Raw genomic sequence first — 20,379 nt, 5'->3', positions numbered from 1 at the left:
ATTCTTTGATGAATATATTTTTGAAATTTAAGATTTTTTTTAAGATATAAATCGTTGATAATAATGCACTAAATCCGATTTACTTTACACTTAAACCCCATTTAATATAGACTTTTTTTTCGTATATTCGCAAATCAATTTTTTTCGCAATTGTTTAAAAAGAAAATGAGCAATAAATTTCAAGAATATAAGGAATTAAATCTAAATAAATTTGCAGAAGAAATTTTAAATTTCTGGAAAAAAAACCATATTTTTCAAGAAAGTATAAAATCTCGCGAAGGAAAACCTCAGTATGTATTTTTTGAAGGTCCTCCATCTGCTAACGGAATGCCGGGAATACATCATGTAATGGCTCGTACCATAAAGGATATTTTTTGTCGTTATCAAACCTTGAAAGGAAAACAAGTCAATAGGAAGGCCGGTTGGGATACACACGGATTACCTGTAGAACTTGGTGTTGAAAAAGAATTGGGTATTACCAAAGAAGATATCGGTAAAAAAATAACCGTGGAAGAATACAATAAAGCTTGTAAAGAGGCGGTTATGCGTTACACAGGTGCTTGGAATGAATTAACACAAAAAATAGGTTATTGGGTAGATTTGAATCATCCTTACATTACCTACGATCCTAAATATATGGAAAGTGTTTGGTGGTTGTTAAAACAAATTTACAATAAAAATTTACTTTATAAGGGCTATACTATTCAGCCTTATTCCCCTAAAGCAGGAACGGGTTTATCCAGCCATGAGCTAAGTTTACCCGGTGCCTATAAAGATATTACCGACACTACCATTGTTGCTCAATTTAAAACAATTAAGGATAGTACCCTTTTATTTAATGATGTTCAAGGAGATGTATATTTCCTAGCTTGGACAACCACCCCATGGACTTTACCTTCCAATACTGCTTTAACAGTTGGAGGTTCTATTGATTATGTTCTCGTTAAAACTTTTAATCAATACACATTTCAGCCAATAAATGTAATTTTGGCGAAAGAATTAGTGGGAAATCAGTTTTCAGGTAAATATGTACTTGCTGAATCGGATGAAGATTTTCTTGAATTTAAACCTGAAGATAAAAAAATTCCCTACCGTATTCTTGCTCAATACAAGGGAAAAGACTTAGTCGGAATAAAATACGAACAATTGCTAACTTGGACTTTACCGTATAAAGATTCGGATAAAGCGTTTGTAGTAATTGATGGAGACCATGTTACCACTGAAGACGGTACAGGTATAGTTCATACTGCTCCGACCTTTGGTGCAGACGATGCTAAAGTAGCTAAAGAACATGGAGTTCCCGGCATGTTAGTTCTTGATGAAAACCAAAATCCTGTTCCCTTGGTTGACTTACAGGGTAAATTTATTACTAGTTTACCCCAACCTTTTGCAGGAAAATATGTACGCATTGAATATTATAACGAAAACGAAGCTCCCGAAAGATCTGCCGATGTAGAAATAGCCATACTTCTAAAGACCGAAAATAAGGCTTTTAAAGTAGAAAAATACAATCATAACTATCCACATTGTTGGAGAACGGATAAGCCGATTCTTTACTATCCTCTTGATTCTTGGTTTATAAAAATTACGGAAGTGCGTGAAAGAATGACCGAATTAAATCAGAATATAAATTGGAAACCTAAATCTACCGGTGAAGGACGTTTCGGAAACTGGTTGGAAAATGCAAATGACTGGAATCTTTCGCGTTCCAGATATTGGGGTACTCCCCTACCTATTTGGAGAACCGAAGATTCTAAGGAAGAAATTATCATTGGCTCACTCAAAGAGTTAATCGCCGAGATGGATAAATCCGTTAAAGCCGGATTCATGCCTAAAAATATTTTTGAAGATTTTGTGGTAGATGATTTTTCAGAAGAAAATTACAGTAAAATAGACCTCCATAAAAACATTGTAGATCAAATAGTACTTGTTTCAGAAAGTGGAAAGCCCATGAAACGAGAAAGCGATTTAATTGATGTTTGGTTTGATTCCGGAGCTATGCCTTATGCTCAATGGCACTATCCTTTTGAAAATAAAGAATTAATTGATGACCGTACCTATTATCCGGCAGATTTTATCGCTGAAGGAGTAGACCAAACTCGCGGATGGTTCTATACATTACATGCAATCGGCACCCTAATTTTTGATAGCATTACATTTAAAAATGTTGTTTCCAATGGCTTGGTTTTAGATAAAAAAGGAAATAAAATGTCTAAAAGCAAAGGAAACGCCGTCGAACCCTTTGAAACCTTAGCCATGTACGGACCGGATGCTACCCGATGGTATATGATTTCCAATGCTCAACCTTGGGATAATTTAAAATTTGATTTGGAAGGTATCGATGAAGTACGTCGTAAAATATTTGGTACCCTTTATAATACGTATTCTTTCTTCGCTTTATATGCTAATGTTGATGGATTCAGTTATAAAGAGAATGATATCCCTTTTAAAGAAAGAAATGAATTAGATCGATGGATACTTTCCGAGCTTAATATATTGATTGAAGAAGTAGATTCATTCTACTCCGATTACGAACCTACGAAAGCTTTACGGGCAATTAATACTTTTGTAATAGATAACTTAAGTAATTGGTATGTACGATTATCAAGGAGACGTTTTTGGAAAGGAGAATACTCTAATGATAAAATTTCTGCATACCAAACTCTCTATAAATGTTTGGATGCTATTGCTAAATTAATGTCACCGGCAGCTCCTTTTTATTCCGATAGATTATATCAGGACTTAAATGCAGTTACGGGTAAAGAACCTTTTACATCGGTTCATTTAGCTTATTTTCCGGTTAAGCAAGAAAAAGAAATTGATTATTTGTTGCTGCAAAGAACTCATTTAGCACAAAAATTGACCACTATGATATTCTCTTTACGTAAAAAAGAAAATATAAAAGTTCGCCAGCCTTTGCAAAAAATTATGATTCCTGTTTTAAGTAAAAATGACAGAGAAAATTTAGAATCTATTATACCTATAATAAAACAAGAAGTCAACGTAAAAGAAGTTCAATTGTTGAATCCTGAAGAGGCTTCTGATATTATTGTGAAAGCAGTAAAGCCTAATTTTAAAGCTTTAGGGCCCAAATTAGGCAAAGATCTGAAAGTTGTCAGCCAAGAGCTTCAACATTTATCCTCTTCACAAATTGAAGAGTTGGAAAGAAACGGATCAATCAAAATATCCGGCTATGAGCTGAACTTAGATGATGTTGAAATCCGCACTCGAGATATCACGGGATGGTTGGTTGCCAATGACGATAAATTAACTGTTGCCCTAGATATAACTATTACACCTGAATTAAAATCTGAAGGAATTGCGCGTGAACTGGTAAATAAAATTCAAAACTTGAGAAAAGAGCATGGCTTGGAAGTTACCGATAAAATATCTTTAGAAATTCAAGCCAATGAAGAAATTGAAAAATCCGTTAACGAAAACATGGAATATATATGTTCTGAAACATTAACACAGAAATTAACTTTTGTGAGTAACACTGCCGACGGGACAGAATTTGACATTAATGAAATTAAAATTAAAATTGTACTAAAAAAAGTGTAATTATGACTGAAGACAGACTTAGATATTCTGACGAAGAACTTGAAGAATTTAAGAAACTCATTCTTGATAAAATAGAAAAAGCAGAAAATGATTTAATCATGCTAAAAGAAGCTTTTGTTAATGATTTAAATAACGGTACGGACGATACCTCTCCTACTTTTAAAGCATTCGAAGAGGGCTCTGAAACCATGAGCAAAGAAAGTAACTCTCATTTGGCAGCACGTCAAGAAAAATTTATCCGTGATTTACGAAATGCATTGGTACGAATTGAAAACAAAACATACGGAATTTGCAGAATTTCCGGTAAATTGATAGGTAAAGATAGATTGAAAGCAGTTCCTCATGCTACTTTAAGCATCGAGGCTAAAAACAATCAATAGTTAGAAATGAAGAAAGTCTTATGGATAACATTTTTTATCCTTTTTATAGATCAGGCATCAAAACTATACGTAAAAACACATTTTCATCTTCATGAGGAAGTAAAGGTTTTCGATTGGTTTTACCTTACTTATGTAGAAAATCCTGGCATGGCATACGGAGTGCAACTGGGAGGATTTGTCGGTAAAATAGGCTTAAGCTTATTGCGTTTGGTTTTAATAGGTTTAATGGCTTATTATATTAATAAATGGTCTAAAAAGGCTAATACATGGTATTTCATTATTCCTGCCGGATTAATTTTTGCCGGAGCCATAGGTAATTTAATTGACAGCACATTTTATGGAATAATTTTCGATTCGGGTACTACCTACAGTTCTCCAGTAAAAGATTGGTACGGTTATTCGGGGATTTCCAAACTTAATTTCGAAGGCTATGCTCCTCTTTTTGGAGGATGTGTAGTAGATATGTTTCGTTTTCCACTTATAGATACCTACTTACCTCAATGGATTCCTGTCTGGGGAGGAGAAAGAATTCAATTCTTTAATTACATTTTTAATATTGCTGATTCTTCTATTACCATAGGAGCGATATGTTTAATTATTATCTACTTCTTCAAACCCGGTATTTTTCCTAAGGAGTGGATGCAATAAGCTATACTCAAATTATACGATTTTGTATGCTTCAGGTTATTTAAAACTTAACTTAGTACAATAAAAACACATAAGTTTTTTGAACTTTATATTTTAAATGTAAATTTGCAATTTATCACATAAAATACGCAGATGAGAGTTTTAACAGGCATACAAAGTACGGGTACTCCACACTTAGGTAATATATTAGGGGCAATAGCACCGGCTATCAAATTAAGCAATGATCCTAATAACGAATCCTTCTTCTTTATTGCCGATTTGCATTCCATGACGCAAATTAAAAATTCTGAGGTCCTTCAACAAAATACGTATGAAATAGCTGCAACCTGGCTCGCATGTGGACTAGATATTTCCAAAACTTATTTCTACAGACAATCAGACATACCTGAAGTAACAGAACTTATGTGGTATATGCTTTGTTATTTTCCATATAGCCGTTTAGCTTTAGCGCATGGATTTAAAGATAAGGCCGATCGTTTGGAAGATGTAAATTCAGGGTTATTTACTTATCCTATGCTTATGGCTGCTGATATTCTCTTATACGATGCTCATGTAGTACCGGTAGGAAAAGATCAATTGCAACATCTGGAAATGACAAGAGATGTGGCACAAAAATTTAATAAGATGCATGGAGATGTTTTAATTATACCTGAAGCTAAAATTCAAGAAAATACCATGTACGTACCCGGGACTGATGGCAATAAAATGAGTAAATCGAGAGGGAATACTATTCAAATTTTTGCACCTGAAAAAGAATTAAAAAAACAAATCATGTCCATTGTAACTGATTCTACTCCACTGGAAGAACCTAAAAATCCGGATACCTGCAATGCCTTTTCAATTTATAAACTGGTGGCAACTTCTCAAGAAGTGGAAAATATGAGACAAAATTATTTAGCAGGAGGGTATGGATACGGACACGCTAAGAATGAATTATTTAAAGTTATTCTACGTGAATTTAGTGAAGCTAGAGAAAAATATAATTACTATATGAATCATTTAGATGAACTTGAAAATATACTTAAAGAAGGAGCAGGTAAAACAAAAATAATAGCGTCTGAAACTTTAAAAAGAGTCAGAAAATTTTTAAAATTTTAAATGATTAAAAAAAAATTGCAGCAAAAAAACTTTGCTACAATTTAAACTAAACTAATTAAACTAATATTTAAATTCTTGTGTAAAAGGATACAATTTTAGTTTAATTATTTTTTCTTCACAATTATTTGCAATAGATTTTATCTATAGTTGTATTTAATATTTTTATACCCTTTTTATTTAATAAATATTTACATATCCACCACCTTCAATACCTTTTTTAATAACTTCAGCTCCCCCATACACATTGATATCCCCTCCATCCTTTATTTTAGTTTCTACCAATCCATTTGAATTTACAATAGCAGTTCCTTGGGAAATAACCGCAACAGCAACTTTATTCGAATCTAGCTCTTTAGCATCGTATTTACCACCTGAAGAAACCTTAATATTTTGATGAGTAGCCATTCCGGAAACTTTTATTTCTCCTTTTGAATTTAGTTTGGCATGTATTCTGTTTACTCCAACAAGTACTGTAATCTTGGAACCTTCAGTAGCCCCAATATTTAATAAATTTACTTCTAATTTATTATTTCCGGTTATGGTAGAGCCTTCACAAGCATGTATACTTTTTAACTTTTTATAATATACCTTTACATTTACCTCATCATCGTTCAATAATTTTAATTTGTCCATCATAATGATTAATTCACCCCCTTTTCTAACGGTTTTTACATCTTCTTTTTTTAATCCGTCTATTTCAACTTTGTTTTCTGTAGAAGAAATTAGTGTTACCGGAATTTTATCAAAAACACGCAAAACGGTAAAATTTCTTATATTTCTAACTATTGCCTGAGCAGAAACAATCTGAAAAGAAATTATCGTAAATAAAATAATTAAAATTTTCTTCATATACTTTTTTGACATAGATTTCAATAATTAAGCCATAATTACACTATTGACACTATATCAGCAATAAGTATATATTTTAGAGGCAATTTTCATAAAAATATTAGCTTAATAACAATCTTTCCCATTATCTTTATTTAAATCCAACTAATATAAAATCATCGTTTATCACTAACGGACGTTTCACCAACATACCATGGGTAGAAAGAAGAGACACCAATTCATCCTCACTGCTTGTTTTTACTTTTTCTTTCAAATTTAATTCTTTATATAGTTTTCCTGAAGTGTTAAAAAACTTGTTTAAAGGCAATTCTGATTTTTGATACCACCCATTTAATTCTTCTTTATTTGGACGATCCGTTGAAATATTTCTCTCTACCAATTTTATATTATTATCTTTTAGCCATTAGGTTACTTTTTTACAAGTGCTGCAAACGGAATAGTGTAAGATCGTTATTTTCATAATTTTTAATCAATCATTTTTTTTATAACAATTATAAATCATTTTTCTTTCCAAACATTCCATTTTCTATTTAATATTTTTATATGATACTGTGAGTATTACTCTACAAAATATTTTTTTTTAATACCTGATAAATCCTAAATCTAGTATTATTTCATAGATATCTAAATATTAATAAATCTTACAATCCCCCCAACCCCTTTAAACTTTTCAACCAGTGCGGCGATTTTTTCAAAGACTCGGTTCTTTTTAATTAAATATTGGGGATTGAGTGGGCTCATTTTCGGCAAAATCTCGTTCAACTCAGTGCCGTTTTCGGTTGCATATTCTCGTTTTAATGATGAGGCGATATAGCGTTTTGCGGATGCTTCGTTTAGATTTTCTTCTTCAATTAAGCTATTTAGTTCTATCTGCAATTCTTGCTGAGCATATAAGAAAAACGCATCAATAATCGAGGCTTTATCCGGAATAGCGTCAAGATCGGTTTGTTTTATAAATTCGACAACTAGCTCTTCTTTAGCTCGATTTTCTAAGCTTGATCGAATTAATCGCTTAGCATCTTCGACAATGTCCTGTTTGGTTTTTTCTTGCTTATTTTGTTCATAAATTAACTCAAGAATATAATCCAAATTGATCTCTTGTGATTTTAATAGATCAATTTCGAAAACCACATCATCCCAGTCAAATCTTTGCTGATCTTGTTGATTGGCTTCTTTTTCTCGGCGTAGCCAATCACGAATATCATTATAAGTTGAACGATAATTTTGTATTGCGCGATCAGTCGGTAGTTTAACGGCTTGCATTTTTTGCAGATCTTCATCAGTCACATAATGCTTATTTTTAAACGCTAAAACCGCTTGTGCATCGGTCATATCTAATTGTTGGAAATCTTTTAATGCAACAAATTCATCATAATTTTGCAAGATGTTATCAGCACGCAAGTACTCACCAAATAATTTAACAAACGCTTTTTTATCTTTTTCTTTGATAATTTCATCAGGGCGTGGGAACTTTTCTTGTAACTCGGCAACGATGGCTAGATAGCCCTGATGGAACTGACCTGAGCTTTGTTCAGTAAACCCTTCCATGTATTCCTTAAAGCTTTTTTCTAACACCACTTCACGAGTATTACTTTTACCAAATATTTTTATTGCATCAATGGTGGCTTGTTCTAAATCACGAAACGCCACAATATTACCAAAGGTTTTGGTGGCATTATAGATACGATTGGTGCGTGAAAAGGCTTGAATTAACCCATGATACCGCAGGTTTTTATCAACAAATAAAGTATTAAGCGTTGGCGCATCAAAGCCAGTTAAAAACATACCCACCACAATTAATAAATCAATTTCTAGATTTTTTACTTTTAAAGATAAATCGCGATAATAGTTTTGAAATTGATCACTGCTGACATCATAGTTTGATTTAAATTCCTGATTATAGTCATCAATAGCCATCGCTAAAAACTCTTTGGCACTTTGATTTAAGGCGTCTATTTCAAAACTTTCATCGGCAAAATTACCCTGTGCGTCTTGTTCTTCATTAGCAGAATAAGAAAATATGGTGGCTATTTTTAACGGCTGATTGGCCCCTTTTTGTAATTTTTTGAATGATTCATAATAGAGTTTAGCCGCATCGACACTACTCACTGCAAACATGGCATTGAACCCTTTACTTTTGCCCATTAAGCGGTGGGTTTTTTGTTTAAAATTATTCAGAATATATTGTGTGATTTGCTCAATACGGTTTGGGTGGAGCAATGCTTTTTTATTTTCAGCAGCGCTGAGTTTTTCGAGATTTTGTTCTTGCTCTATCGATTTAAAATTAGGACGCACATCATTATAGTCAACTTTAAATTTTAGTACCTTTTCGTCACGAATGGCATCGGTTAACACATAAGCATGCAATTCACGTCCAAAAACATCGGCTGTGGTTTGTGCTCCTTGTGCGTTATCAAGCATAATCGGCGTGCCGGTGAAACCAAATTGGTAATATTTTTTAAATTTACGCTTTAAGTTTTTTTGAGCTTCGCCAAACTGGGAGCGGTGCGCTTCGTCAAAAATAAACACGACCTGTTTATCATAGATTGCTAAGTCATCTTCGCTTTTAATCAAATTATTCAGTTTTTGAATGGTGGTAACAATAATTTTATTATCGGTTTTCTCAATATTACGCTTCAGCCCAGCGGTGCTGTTTGAGCCATTGACACTGTCTTTTGAGAATTTTTGATACTCTTTCATGGTTTGATAATCCAGATCTTTACGATCCACCACAAAAAAGACTTTATCGATAAATTCCAGTTCGGTGGCTAACCGTGCCGCTTTAAAGCTGGTCAGTGTTTTGCCGGAACCTGTTGTGTGCCAAATAAATCCACCACTTTGTAAGCTACTCCACCTTTTGGCATGATAAGCGCTGATGATTTGCCATAATATACGCTCAGTGGCGGCAATTTGGTAAGGGCGCATAATTAATAAGGTATCATTGACATCCAAAACCGAGTAGGTGATAAGTACACTCAACAAAGTACGACTGGCAAAAAACGTGGTAGTAAAGTCTTTTAAGTCTTTAATCGGCTCGTTTTTAACATTGGCCCAATTCATGGTAAAGTCGAAGCTGTTTTTATCACGCTTGGTGGTATTGGCAAAATAGCGCGTGTCGGTACCATTTGAGATAACAAACATTTGCAAGTATTTAAATAACGAATTGTCTTGATTAAAACTCTCTTTACTATAGCGATGCACTTGATTAAAGGCTTCACGAATGGCAATACCACGCTTTTTTAGTTCAACTTGAACAAGGGGCAAGCCATTCACTAAAATGGTAACATCGTAGCGATTGGCATAGCTGCCGGTTTGTTGAAATTGGTGAATAACTTGTAATTTATTATTTTTAAGTGTTTTTTTATCAAGTAGATAAATATTTTGAATATGACCATCATCAAACACAAAATCATAAATATGATTATGGTGGATTTTGCGACTTTTATCGACCATCGATTCATTGGGTTTATCTAAATACTCTAATACAAATCGCTGCCATTCTGCATCAGTAAACTGCATGTTGTTCAGTGTTTGTAACTGCACGCGAATATTGGCCAACAGCTTTTCGTGCGTAGTTAGGTTGGGCAAATATTCATATCCTTGACGGCATAAATCCTGAATCAATTCGTTTTCTAATTCATTTTCTGTTTGATACCCTGCCGCCGGCTCTTCAAGCTTGGTGTACTTATCTAAAATAATATAGCTATTGGTTTCGGCGATGGGGGTTGTATAAGTCGTCATAGTCTATTCCAGTTATTTAAAATTATACTTTTCAAGTAAATGGTTCAGTAAAAAGGCAACCGTTTGCTTTTCAGGTTCAGAAGGTTCGGAAATCATTTCATGGGATAAAGTTGAATGACTGGTGAAATTGATAATCCGTGTTAAGTAAAGTTGTTTATCGTCAGGCAACAAGTCTGACCATTGCGGATAGCCTAAAAAACCGGCGGTTTTTTCATATAAGTTGCGTAATAGAGTGAAATGATATTTTTCAATTTTATTTTCTTTAATCGCTTCTTGCAGTAACTGTTTTAAATAAAGATGATAGGAAAAACAGCGGTTTGAATCGCCTTTTTTCTCTTCTAATGTAAATTCACCGTCCTCAAATCGTCTTAAAATATAACCGTTTGGCAACTTCAATTCATTATAAAGTACATTATAAAACAGCGGGTTATGGGTCGTAATAATAAATTTAATGTCAGATTCACTGGATTTGATTAATTGGGCAATATCTACCGCTAATTGAATCAGATGATTCTCGTCCAATGAACTAACCGGGTCATCAATAAAAATATAGCGTAATTGGTCAAACTCATTAGTGGAACGCTCGCTTTTTTCCGCAATATTGCGCTCGGCAATCACTAAGTTAATGAGCGTGAAAAAAATACTCCAAATTAAATTGTTTTCCTCGCCTTTGGAGATTTTAATATTATCCATACGCTGCTCATTATCTCCTGCCAGCGAAAAAGTAATAGCGGAAAAATCCTCATTGAAATGCGGCAGTAATCTTTGGTGAGTATAGGATTGAAAGTAACGAACAATATTTTGGTCTTGTCCTTGGTCTTTCAAAATCCAGTCCGTAAATGAGTTCGGTTGTATGGTTAATTGATGTTCACCCTCTTGGTGTTTATCATTATCCCAAACAAATAAATCCTCAGTAAAAGCGTTATAATAAAGGATTTTATGCCTTGTTAAGGCGGCATGATCCTCTTGATTGCCTTTGCGTTGCGAAATAATTAAATTTTTAAAGGTTTGAGATAAACGTGTTTTACCGGTACCGTTAAAGGCATAGATTAATTGGGTTTTTTTATTGTTTTTATCCAGCTTTTCAGCAATATTCCTTAATGGGCTATTCATCTTTTTATAACTCTACCTTATGATTCTTGCACTTTGGGAAAGTCTAATAATAAATTCCGATAATACTCATATTGTTTTTGACGTAAGGCAATCTCACGCAGTAACCCCTCGGTGATTGAGTTGGTAAGCGCATCGAATTTGTCTAATATTTCGACAATACGGGCTTGTTCCTTGAGGGGGGGAATGGGAACTTTTTTATTAGCAAAATTACTAATCCATTGACGTTTATGATTGTGATTAGCTCGTGTATCAGAAAGTGTATTTAGCCAGTAATAAATATACTTTAGCAGATATTTAGATTCATCAATAGAAGTAATCATTTTCATAGCAGATGACTTTACTTTGAAGTTAAAATCAACCCATTTATTCGCAGTTGTAAAATCATCAAAAATAATGACTGGTGTTTCTGAAGCTTTATAAATTCCATCAATTTCATCAGTAAATCCAAGAATAAACGTTTTTCCAGCTGTAAGGACTGGTGTTTTAAATTTATCACTATAACTTGTTGATTTCACCAAGTACTTAGTTGGTTGTTCATAGTTTACAACCTCCCCTAAAGCCTTCCACTCAACCTCATCCTCTTGAAAGGTCAACAATTGATCTCGATAATAGTTGTATTGTTTTTTCCGTGCAGTAGACTCTGCCGTAAGCTCTGCGGTGAGCTCTGCGGTGAAGGCTGTGAATGAGTCTAAAATACGGGCAATTTCAGTCTGTATGTGTAGGGGAGGAATAGGGATTTGAATTTTTTTTAATTCACTCATTGGTAAACTAATAACTGGAGAACCAACAATTTTTTTACTATATTCATTTACTATATCTTGTGAATTAAATAAATGAGATAAGTATTTTGAAATAACTATTTCTTGAACAGGTTTTATTACATAGACTCCTTCTTTGATATTCCAATTTTTAGGTTTTTCATCAATAACAGCTGTTTTTCCTACCGTCCCTGTCCCCGAAAATAAGATGTCGCCAGCCTCTAAATTCGAGCGGTTGTTTATAAGCTCTAAAGCTTGATTATTAATTTTATCAGTCTTATCAAGGAATACAATCTTTCCATTCTGAATTTCTCGAACAGTTATATAGAAATTCATAGCATCGGATGTATTCAACTTAAAGTTATTTCGTGGATTTAGCCCCGTTTTCAAAGATTTTATTACTTCCCCCAAAGTCTTCCACTCAACTATAACATTATCAAGTAATTTCGCGATGCTATTTTGCATATTTAGTCTATCATTCATTTTTTGCGGCTTTCCTTTTTCGCTTTTTTCTCTAATGCGTTTATAGTCTTAAGATATGGAACTTCCACTGGGGCTAGCGTTTGGGCTTTAAATTTTTTATATTCTAATTTGCCTTTGTTTTCTGCTTGATGATAAGAAATTGAAGCCGGATTATCGAGTAACTGGCGCCTTGTAGATGAAAGAATATTATCTAATTCTCGTACACAGTCAACCATCCGCATTTTAGGTTCTTCCATGGCATTCAGTTCCGCTAAATCAAAATAGGCTGGAACCAGATTATTGAGTGCTCGTAATTCTTGTTCAGTTAAATAGTTTTGGGCTACCCTTGCTTCTGCTTGTGTCGGGCCGCTTCCTTTCAAGTGAGTTAATCCTGCAAAAGGTTTATTACTGTCAACTCTAAAATGTATAATTTCACTAGCGGTATTGCCGTGTGCTGCATAGTGTAATTTATTTTGTACTATTTTGAAAAAATCGGCGCTAGCTTTGGTATTGGGTTCATAATCAATCGCTGTGGCATATAAATCCAACACTTGGCGATGCATTACTTTTTCACTAGAACGAATCTCTCCGATACGGTCAAGAAGTGCTTTCCAATAGCTGTTACCACCTAATTTTTTTAAACGGTCGTCATTTAACACAAACCCTTTTTTCAGGTACTCTTTAAGGATGCTTGTTGCCCAAGTGCGAAATTGGGCAGCTATTTTCGAGTTAATTCGATAACCCAGCGAAATAATCATGTCCAGATTGTAATATTCTAACTCTCTAGTGACATTCCGACAGCTTTCTTCTTGAACTGTTCGGATTTTCCGAATCGTTGCTTCAAGAAGTAATTCACCCTTTGCATAAATATTTTTAATATGCTCGCTTAGTGTAGATTTCGCAGTTTGAAAAAGCTCAACCATTTGGCGTTGAGTTAACCCAATATTTTCGTTTTCAAATCGTGCCTCAACGCGAATTGGTTGGTTATTATCCTGGTAAATAAGGATATGATCATTACTCATGCTTCAATCTCTTTAATTATTTCATCTATATCAGCACGAAGTGTGTTTATTTTTTTTACCGTTTCGGCAATGTTGGCATTAAGCTGTTTGATATCAATCACTTCACGGGTATCTTCGGCTTCCACATACGAACTGACCGCTAAATTATAATCATTGTCGGCAATGGTTTGATTATCAACCGATTTGGCAAAATATTCGATATCTTGTTTGCTAGCAAATACTTGCATAATCTGTTGAATATGTTCATCAGTGAGGACATTATTATTGGTCTCTTTCTTAAACAGTTTGCTAGCATCAATAAATTGTGTGGTTTTGACGGTTTTATTTTTAGCAAGCACCAGAATATTAACCGCAATCGAGGTGCCATAAAATAAGTTGGGTGCGAGCGAGATTACCGTTTCAATATAATGATTGTCGATTAAATATTTACGGATTTTTTGTTCCGCACCGCCACGATAAAATATCCCCGGAAAGGTAACAATTGCCGCGCGACCGCGATCGGACAGGTAACTTAATGCATGCATAATAAAGGCAAAATCGGCTTTCGATTTGGGGGCTAGCACACCGGCAGGTGCGTATCGGTCATCATTAATTAAGGTTGGATCATCACTGCCAATCCATTTAATTGAATAGGGTGGGTTAGAAACAATGGCATCAAATGGCTTTTCGTTGCCAAATTTTGGATTAAGTAGTGTGTCCCCTAAGGCAATTTCGAATTTATCATAGTTGATATTGTGTAAAAACATATTCATTCGAGCAAGGTTATAGGTAGTATGGTTGATTTCTTGACCGAAGAATCCATCCTCAATAATATGTTCGTCAAACTGTTTTTTTGCTTGTAACAATAAAGAGCCAGATCCTGCAGCCGGATCATAGATTTTATTGACCTTTTTTTGATTATGTAAGGCGAGTTGTGAGATCAGCCTGGACACATTCGGCGGGGTAAAAAACTCACCTCCCGATTTACCGGCGTTCGAGGCATAATTAGAGATCAAAAACTCATAAGCATCGCCAAACAGATCGATTTTATGGTCTGCAAAATCACCAAAATCCAGTTCGGCAACACCATTAAGTACCGCAGCTAACCGTTTGTTTTTATCGGCAACTGTATTACCTAATCGGTTACTGGTGGTATCAAAATCGGCAAATAATCCTTTAATATCGCTTTCTGACGGGTAACCATTAGCTGAACTTTCAATCGCATTAAAAATATTGGCCAAATCAGTATTTAAACTTGAATTGGTATTGGCCTGAGCTACCATTTTACAAAATAATTGGCTAGGATAAATAAAATAGCCTTTGGTTTTTATTGCGTCTTTTTTAACTTCATCGGTAATGACATCGTCGGGTAATGTGCTGTAATCGATACTCTCATCGCCACCTTCAATATAATTGGCAAAATTCTCACTAATAAAGCGATAAAACAAAGAACCAAGTACATATTGTTTAAAATCCCAACCATCAACAGCACCACGGACTTCGTCGGCAATTTTCCAAATTTGTCGTTGTAGTTGATCGCGTTGAATCATGCTCGTCATCTTATATTTTTAATGATTAATTAATTATCCGTTAGTTTTTTTTCTAATATTACCATTATAAAATTTGTTCATTTCATTGAAAGGGTATAACCTTTACTATTGGGAGAATGGTTATGAATAGCGTTAAATAATCACGTAATCTTATAAGTGACCATGTTAAACCTGTTAAGCCAAAATTTATTATGTAATAATACTAAAATAATCTACTAACAACTTACAAAGTTACAAAATCGTTGCAATTGCAATCCATTCATTTTACTTATAAATCAAAAAATAAAATATTCATGGTCCGTCACAAAATACTAGTGTTCATAAAAAATTGAAAGTGTGTATGTATCTTAAGTTTAAATATTATACATCAGCTGTTGGAATATATAGAGTTAATTTATAAAAATATTAGCTTAATAATACTTTTTCCCATTCTTCTTCTTTAAATCCAACTAATATAAAATCATCGTTTATCACTAACGGACGTTTCACCAACATACCATGGGTAGAAAGAAGAGACACCAATTCATCCTCACTGCTTGTTTTTACTTTTTCTTTCAAATTTAATTCTTTATATAGTTTTCCTGAAGTGTTAAAAAACTTGTTTAAAGGCAATTCTGATTTTTGATACCACCCATTTAATTCTTCTTTAGTTGGACGGTCCGTTGAAATATTTCTTTCTACAAATTCTATATTATTATCTTTTAGCCATTGGATTGCTTTTTTACAAGTGTTGCAAACGGGATAGTGTAAGATCGTTATTTTCATAATTTTTAAATATTCATATTTTTTTATATCAAAATTAATTAATATTTTATAATTTTAATTATTATACTTAGATTAAAATAAAAAAAAACTATAATTTTTAAAGTTATATATTCTACTTTTAATTTTAACCTTTTAATACTATTTTATAATTCCAATTACCTAGATATATGTACTATTAAAAAAAATTTATATTCTTTTAGTTGTATTATTTTATCTAGAACAATATAATTTTTAGGTGTATTTTTGAACATTGAAAAATGGAATACTGATATAATGAGAGAAAAAAAAACAGCGCAATCAATCGAACCCAATATTGCGGATTTAGCAAACGGTTGGCTTAAATCATATCAATTAGACTATAAATTAGAACAAGAATCATTAAATACTGAAATAGATAAAGCGCTTTCCGATTACTTTACTAAAAACGGCGGAAGCGGTGCAAATCGCCCCGATGTAAAATTGTTGCTACAACATGAAAATATGAATTTTTACCCTATTCTTATTGAATATAAAGGATATAAAAATAAACTCGTAAAGCTTGATAATCAAGGACAAGTTGAGAATAGAACGGCAAAAAATGACCCCTATTTTAAAAATATCAATTCCTATGCAGTAAACGGTGCCGTGCATTATGCTAATGCTATACTGCACCATACCAGTTACACCGATATTATCGCTATCGGGATGACTGGTTATAAAGACGAAAATGAAAAAATACAATATCAAATAGGTGTTTATTATGTTTCAAAAAGTAATTTTGGGATTGGCCAAAAAGTTGGCGAATTTTCAGACTTATCTTTTTTGAAAAGGGAAAACTTTGATAGCTTTATCAAGCAAGTAAAATCGTTAAGCCTAACACAAGAAGAGATTGAGAAACTCAAAGAACAACGTGAAAGAGAAATTAACGCGAGTCTGGTAAAGCTTAATAATGATATATACCAAAATGAAAAAGGATTAGGAGAAAACGATCGAGTCTATCTGGTTGCTGCTTCTATTATTGCAACTCTGGGGATACCAGGCAAAGTTGCGCCTCTTGAAAAAGAAGATTTAAAATCGTCTATCGAAAAAGGTAATACAGATGGAGACATAATCGTTAGAAAAATCCAAGCCTTTTTGGAAGAAAAACAGCTCCCTAAAGCAAAAAAAGATCTTATTTTAAGAACTTTGCAAAATACTCTTACTACCGAAAACATCAATAAAGTCAGCAATGGGGAATCTCAGTTAAAAAGAGTGTTTGCTAAAATTATTGATGATTTAGGTATTTATTATAAAATTGGGTTAACGACTGATTTTACGGGAAAACTCTTTAATGAAATGTATTCTTGGTTAGGTTTTACTCAAGATAAACTTAACGACGTAGTGCTCACACCTTCGTATGTTGCTACCCTTTTAGTAAAATTGGCACGAATAAATAAAGACTCCTATGTTTGGGATTTTGCAACAGGATCTGCGGGCTTACTTGTTGCCGCAATGAACGAAATGTTGAATGATGCTAAAAACACTACTACATCACCGGATGAACTTAAGCAAAAAGAGATTCAAATAAAAGCCGAACAATTGCTGGGTTTAGAAGTCCTTTCCAATGTATATATGTTGGCAATTTTAAATATGATCTTAATGGGAGACGGAAGCTCAAACATTCTGAATAAAAACTCCTTAACCGACTTTGACGGTAATTACGGCTTTGGAAAACCGAGTGAAAAATTTCCAGCAGATGCTTTTATACTCAACCCGCCTTATTCTGCAAAAGGTAATGGGATGATTTTTGTAGAAAAAGCGCTTAATATGATGAATAAAGGGTATGCAGCCATAATTATACAAAATTCCGCCGGTTCCGGTAAAGCAAAAGAATACAATCAAAGAATTTTAAAAAAACATACGCTTCTGGCCAGTATAAAAATGCCTATTGATTTATTTATTGGCAAATCAAGCGTACAAACAAATATCTATGTGTTTAAAATAAATGAAAAGCATGAAAAAGATGAAATGGTGAAGTTTATTGATTTCTCAAACGACGGGTACACACGAACTAACCGCAAAAAAGCAAGTAACAATTTAAAAGATACAGACAGAGCGATAGAACGCTATCAAGAATTAGTCAACTTGGTACGTTTTGGCCGGAGTAAACTTAATATTTTTACCGATAAAGAATATTACGAAAATACCATAGATCCTGAAAATGGCGCTGATTGGAACCAAAGCGCACCAATCGATACCAAACCGACATTACAAGACTTTAAGAAAACGGTTAGCGACTATTTGGCTTGGGAAGTCTCCAATTTACTAAAGCAACAAAATAAAGAAGAAGAAAGCCCGGGAAAGTAGATGCCTCACTTAGCAAAAAGCTGCAAGAAGTTAAGTGGGGCGAATTTAAAATTGGGGATCTATTTGATATTAATCGGGGGAATATTTCAAACCAAAAAGAACTTATTCACGACTCTAAAGGTATTTGCTTCATAGCTCAAAACAACAATAATAATGGCTTTGTAGATACAGTAAAACCTCAAAATCATAAAATATTCAAGGGAAATTCTTTAATCATTGGAAGACAAACAGGTATAGTTTATTATCAAGAGAAAGATTTTATTACAACAGATGGCGTCCTTGTATTAACCGCAAAAGAAAATTTTATAGAAAATAAAAATACTGGCTTAGTTTTCGTTAGTGCTTTAAATAAAAAAATGTTATCTTTTGGTTATAATAATACTGTTTCAGAAGCAAAATTAAATAAAATTAAAATCAAACTCCCAATAAAAAATGATACGATTGATTTTAATTTTATGGAAAATTTTATAGCGGAGCTGGAAGCGGAGCGTATAGCGGAGCTGGAAGCCTATTTATCTGTTACAGGTTTAAAAGATTACACTTTAACAAAAGAAGAACAACAAGCTTTAGATGATTTTGAAAAATTAAAATTTAGAAAATTTAATGTTATTGATATTTTTGATGTAAAAAATACAGGAAATATTTTATCAAGGGATATTGTTGAAAATAGTGGGAAAACGCCTTATTTATGTGCAAGCATAACAAATAATGCTGTGAGCTCTTATATTTCTTACGATGAAAAATATTTAGATAAAGGTAATTGTATTTTTATTGGAGGAAAAACGTTTACTGTAACCTATCAAGAAAAGGATTTTTATTCAAATGATAGTCATAATTTAGCACTTTATCTAAAGAAAGAAGAAAAAAACAAATCTAATTACTTATATTTAGCCACTTGTATTAATAAAAGCTTGAAACATAAATATTCTTGGGGAGATAGTATAAGTAATAAGAAGATTCAAATAGATAAAATATTTTTACCTGTTAATAATTATCAACCTTATTACGACGCAATGGAAACATTTATTTCTGCCATTCAGAAATTAGTAATTAGAGATGTTATTTTATATGCTGATAAAAAAATTGCAGCAACAAAAACTATAGTAAATAAAAATAATTAACTTCTTATTCTTATGCAACTCTACCTAAAACAGAAAGGCTCCTTATCGGGTTTAAAAGAAAAACCTTTTAAACTGGAAAAAGATATACAAAGATTATTTGAAGCAAACTTAGAACAAATTACAGGATTCAAACTTATTAAAACAGAATTCTCATTGAAAAATGTAAGATTCGATACATTGGCTTTTGATGAGGAAAGCAAATCGTTTGTTATTATCGAATACAAGCGAGATCGAAACTATAGCGTAATAGACCAAGGAATATCATATTTAAACTTGATGTTGGAGTATAAATCTGACTTTATTGTAGAATATAATAAGTCTTGTAATAAAAATCTAAAACGTGATGATGTGGATTGGTCACAAAGCAAGATCATATTCGTTGCTCCGTCCTTCACAAACTTTCAAAAACAATCTTCCAACTTTAAAAATCTACCTATTGAGTTGTGGGAAATCAAACAGTTTGAAAGTAGTATAATAGTAATTAATCCAATAAAAAAATCACAGGCTGCACCAAGTTTTAAGCAAGTACAGTCTTCTAATGATGATTCTGAAATAAACAAGGTAGTTGAGCAAATTAAGGTTTATACGGAAGAAATGCATTTAGAAGGAAAAACGGAAGAAATAAAAGAATTATATGAAACCTTTAAATTAGCCATATTAAATTTATCAAGTGATATCGAGGTGGTACCTAAAAAAATGTATATCGCTTTTAAAAAAGATAAAAATATTGTGGATATTCGTATTCAACATAAAAATCTTATTCTTTGGCTGAATATGAAGAAAGGAGAACTAAATGACCCTCGCAAACTGGCTGTTGATGCTTCCTCAAAAGGTCATCATGGCAATGGAGATTATGAACTACATGTATCCAATACAGATAACCTTGAATATATAATGAGTTTAGTTAAACAAGCTTTATAAATTCCCTTATTTTTAGTTTTTATATATCCGAAATACTATGAAAATAAAAATGCAAAATTTTTTCAAAACATAACCATCGTAGATAA

The 20,379-nt window shown here is 33.0% G+C and carries 15 protein-coding genes; 7 read left to right on the top strand and 8 right to left on the bottom strand.

Going from position 1 to position 20,379, the window contains the following annotated elements:
- Window positions 1–165 precede the first annotated feature (165 nt).
- The 4 genes from ileS (at window position 166) to trpS (ending at window position 5,687) form a co-directional block, all read left to right on the top strand.
- On the top strand, window positions 166–3,561 hold the full coding sequence (ileS, locus tag ASC36_RS03635; RefSeq protein ID WP_055425135.1) for an isoleucine--tRNA ligase: 3,396 nt from the start codon (window positions 166–168) through the stop codon (window positions 3,559–3,561).
- 2 nt (window positions 3,562–3,563) lie between these two features.
- Complete coding sequence (locus ASC36_RS03630) at window positions 3,564–3,941, top strand: TraR/DksA family transcriptional regulator (protein WP_055425134.1); 378 nt, start codon at window positions 3,564–3,566, stop codon at window positions 3,939–3,941.
- A gap of 6 nt (window positions 3,942–3,947) precedes the next feature.
- Complete coding sequence (locus ASC36_RS03625; protein WP_055425133.1) at window positions 3,948–4,589, top strand: lipoprotein signal peptidase; 642 nt, start codon at window positions 3,948–3,950, stop codon at window positions 4,587–4,589.
- A 132-nt stretch (window positions 4,590–4,721) separates the two neighbouring features.
- Window positions 4,722–5,687, top strand: a complete 966-nt coding sequence (gene trpS / locus ASC36_RS03620) for a tryptophan--tRNA ligase (RefSeq protein ID WP_055425132.1) — start codon at window positions 4,722–4,724, stop codon at window positions 5,685–5,687.
- A 177-nt stretch (window positions 5,688–5,864) separates the two neighbouring features.
- Here trpS and ASC36_RS03615 read toward each other — a convergent pair whose 3' ends face one another.
- From ASC36_RS03615 to ASC36_RS03580, 8 genes are all read right to left on the bottom strand, one after another.
- Entirely contained in the window at window positions 5,865–6,536 is a 672-nt protein-coding gene (locus ASC36_RS03615; protein WP_055425131.1) for a head GIN domain-containing protein, read from the bottom strand.
- 130 nt (window positions 6,537–6,666) lie between these two features.
- Complete coding sequence (locus tag ASC36_RS03610; protein WP_221400560.1) at window positions 6,667–6,915, bottom strand: ArsC/Spx/MgsR family protein; 249 nt, start codon at window positions 6,913–6,915, stop codon at window positions 6,667–6,669.
- A 245-nt stretch (window positions 6,916–7,160) separates the two neighbouring features.
- Window positions 7,161–10,277, bottom strand: coding sequence for a type I restriction endonuclease subunit R (locus tag ASC36_RS03605; protein ID WP_055425130.1), 3,117 nt, complete (start codon window positions 10,275–10,277; stop codon window positions 7,161–7,163).
- A gap of 12 nt (window positions 10,278–10,289) precedes the next feature.
- Entirely contained in the window at window positions 10,290–11,390 is a 1,101-nt protein-coding gene (locus ASC36_RS03600; RefSeq protein ID WP_055425129.1) for an ATP-binding protein, read from the bottom strand.
- 17 nt (window positions 11,391–11,407) lie between these two features.
- Window positions 11,408–12,631, bottom strand: coding sequence for a restriction endonuclease subunit S (locus tag ASC36_RS11045; RefSeq protein ID WP_055425128.1), 1,224 nt, complete (start codon window positions 12,629–12,631; stop codon window positions 11,408–11,410).
- Window positions 12,628–13,632 carry a RhuM family protein gene (gene rhuM, locus ASC36_RS03590; RefSeq protein ID WP_055425127.1) on the bottom strand — a complete coding sequence of 335 codons (1,005 nt, stop codon included), beginning with the start codon at window positions 13,630–13,632 and terminating at the stop codon, window positions 12,628–12,630. The genes ASC36_RS11045 and rhuM overlap by 4 nt, the downstream gene beginning before the upstream one ends.
- A complete protein-coding gene (locus ASC36_RS03585) occupies window positions 13,629–15,170 on the bottom strand; it encodes a type I restriction-modification system subunit M (RefSeq protein WP_055425126.1) in 1,542 nt (513 codons plus the stop codon). Before ASC36_RS03585 ends, rhuM begins: the two co-directional genes overlap by 4 nt.
- A gap of 396 nt (window positions 15,171–15,566) precedes the next feature.
- Complete coding sequence (locus ASC36_RS03580; protein WP_055425125.1) at window positions 15,567–15,926, bottom strand: arsenate reductase family protein; 360 nt, start codon at window positions 15,924–15,926, stop codon at window positions 15,567–15,569.
- 273 nt (window positions 15,927–16,199) lie between these two features.
- Here ASC36_RS03580 and ASC36_RS03575 point away from each other — a divergent pair, with 273 nt between their 5' ends.
- The 3 genes from ASC36_RS03575 to ASC36_RS03565 are packed head-to-tail and all read left to right on the top strand — an operon-like array spanning window position 16,200 to window position 20,293.
- Window positions 16,200–18,251: an HsdM family class I SAM-dependent methyltransferase gene (locus tag ASC36_RS03575; RefSeq protein WP_055425124.1), complete on the top strand. Its 2,052-nt coding sequence runs from the start codon at window positions 16,200–16,202 to the stop codon at window positions 18,249–18,251.
- A 20-nt stretch (window positions 18,252–18,271) separates the two neighbouring features.
- On the top strand, window positions 18,272–19,372 hold the full coding sequence (locus ASC36_RS03570) for a restriction endonuclease subunit S (protein ID WP_055425123.1): 1,101 nt from the start codon (window positions 18,272–18,274) through the stop codon (window positions 19,370–19,372).
- Window positions 19,373–19,384: 12 nt separating this feature from the next.
- Window positions 19,385–20,293 carry a DUF5655 domain-containing protein gene (locus tag ASC36_RS03565; protein ID WP_055425122.1) on the top strand — a complete coding sequence of 303 codons (909 nt, stop codon included), beginning with the start codon at window positions 19,385–19,387 and terminating at the stop codon, window positions 20,291–20,293.
- Window positions 20,294–20,379: the final 86 nt, after the last annotated feature.

This window comes from Apibacter mensalis (assembly GCF_001418685.1).
Lineage (GTDB): Bacteria > Bacteroidota > Bacteroidia > Flavobacteriales > Weeksellaceae > Apibacter > Apibacter mensalis.
Note: the sequence above shows the minus strand (reverse complement) of the source record. Positions and strands in the feature narration are given on the sequence as shown.

What these genes read in the sequence shown, in the direction of transcription:
- ileS (WP_055425135.1), top strand. Translation starts at nt 166, where the DNA reads ATGAGCAATAAATTTCAAGAATATAAGGAATTAAATCTAAATAAATTT.
- ASC36_RS03630 (WP_055425134.1), top strand. Translation starts at nt 3,564, where the DNA reads ATGACTGAAGACAGACTTAGATATTCTGACGAAGAACTTGAAGAATTT.
- ASC36_RS03625 (WP_055425133.1), top strand. Translation starts at nt 3,948, where the DNA reads ATGAAGAAAGTCTTATGGATAACATTTTTTATCCTTTTTATAGATCAG.
- trpS (WP_055425132.1), top strand. Translation starts at nt 4,722, where the DNA reads ATGAGAGTTTTAACAGGCATACAAAGTACGGGTACTCCACACTTAGGT.
- ASC36_RS03615 (WP_055425131.1), bottom strand. Translation starts at nt 6,536, where the DNA reads ATGAAGAAAATTTTAATTATTTTATTTACGATAATTTCTTTTCAGATT.
- ASC36_RS03605 (WP_055425130.1), bottom strand. Translation starts at nt 10,277, where the DNA reads ATGACGACTTATACAACCCCCATCGCCGAAACCAATAGCTATATTATT.
- ASC36_RS03600 (WP_055425129.1), bottom strand. Translation starts at nt 11,390, where the DNA reads ATGAATAGCCCATTAAGGAATATTGCTGAAAAGCTGGATAAAAACAAT.
- ASC36_RS11045 (WP_055425128.1), bottom strand. Translation starts at nt 12,631, where the DNA reads ATGAATGATAGACTAAATATGCAAAATAGCATCGCGAAATTACTTGAT.
- rhuM (WP_055425127.1), bottom strand. Translation starts at nt 13,632, where the DNA reads ATGAGTAATGATCATATCCTTATTTACCAGGATAATAACCAACCAATT.
- ASC36_RS03585 (WP_055425126.1), bottom strand. Translation starts at nt 15,170, where the DNA reads ATGACGAGCATGATTCAACGCGATCAACTACAACGACAAATTTGGAAA.
- ASC36_RS03580 (WP_055425125.1), bottom strand. Translation starts at nt 15,926, where the DNA reads ATGAAAATAACGATCTTACACTATCCCGTTTGCAACACTTGTAAAAAA.
- ASC36_RS03575 (WP_055425124.1), top strand. Translation starts at nt 16,200, where the DNA reads ATGAGAGAAAAAAAAACAGCGCAATCAATCGAACCCAATATTGCGGAT.
- ASC36_RS03565 (WP_055425122.1), top strand. Translation starts at nt 19,385, where the DNA reads ATGCAACTCTACCTAAAACAGAAAGGCTCCTTATCGGGTTTAAAAGAA.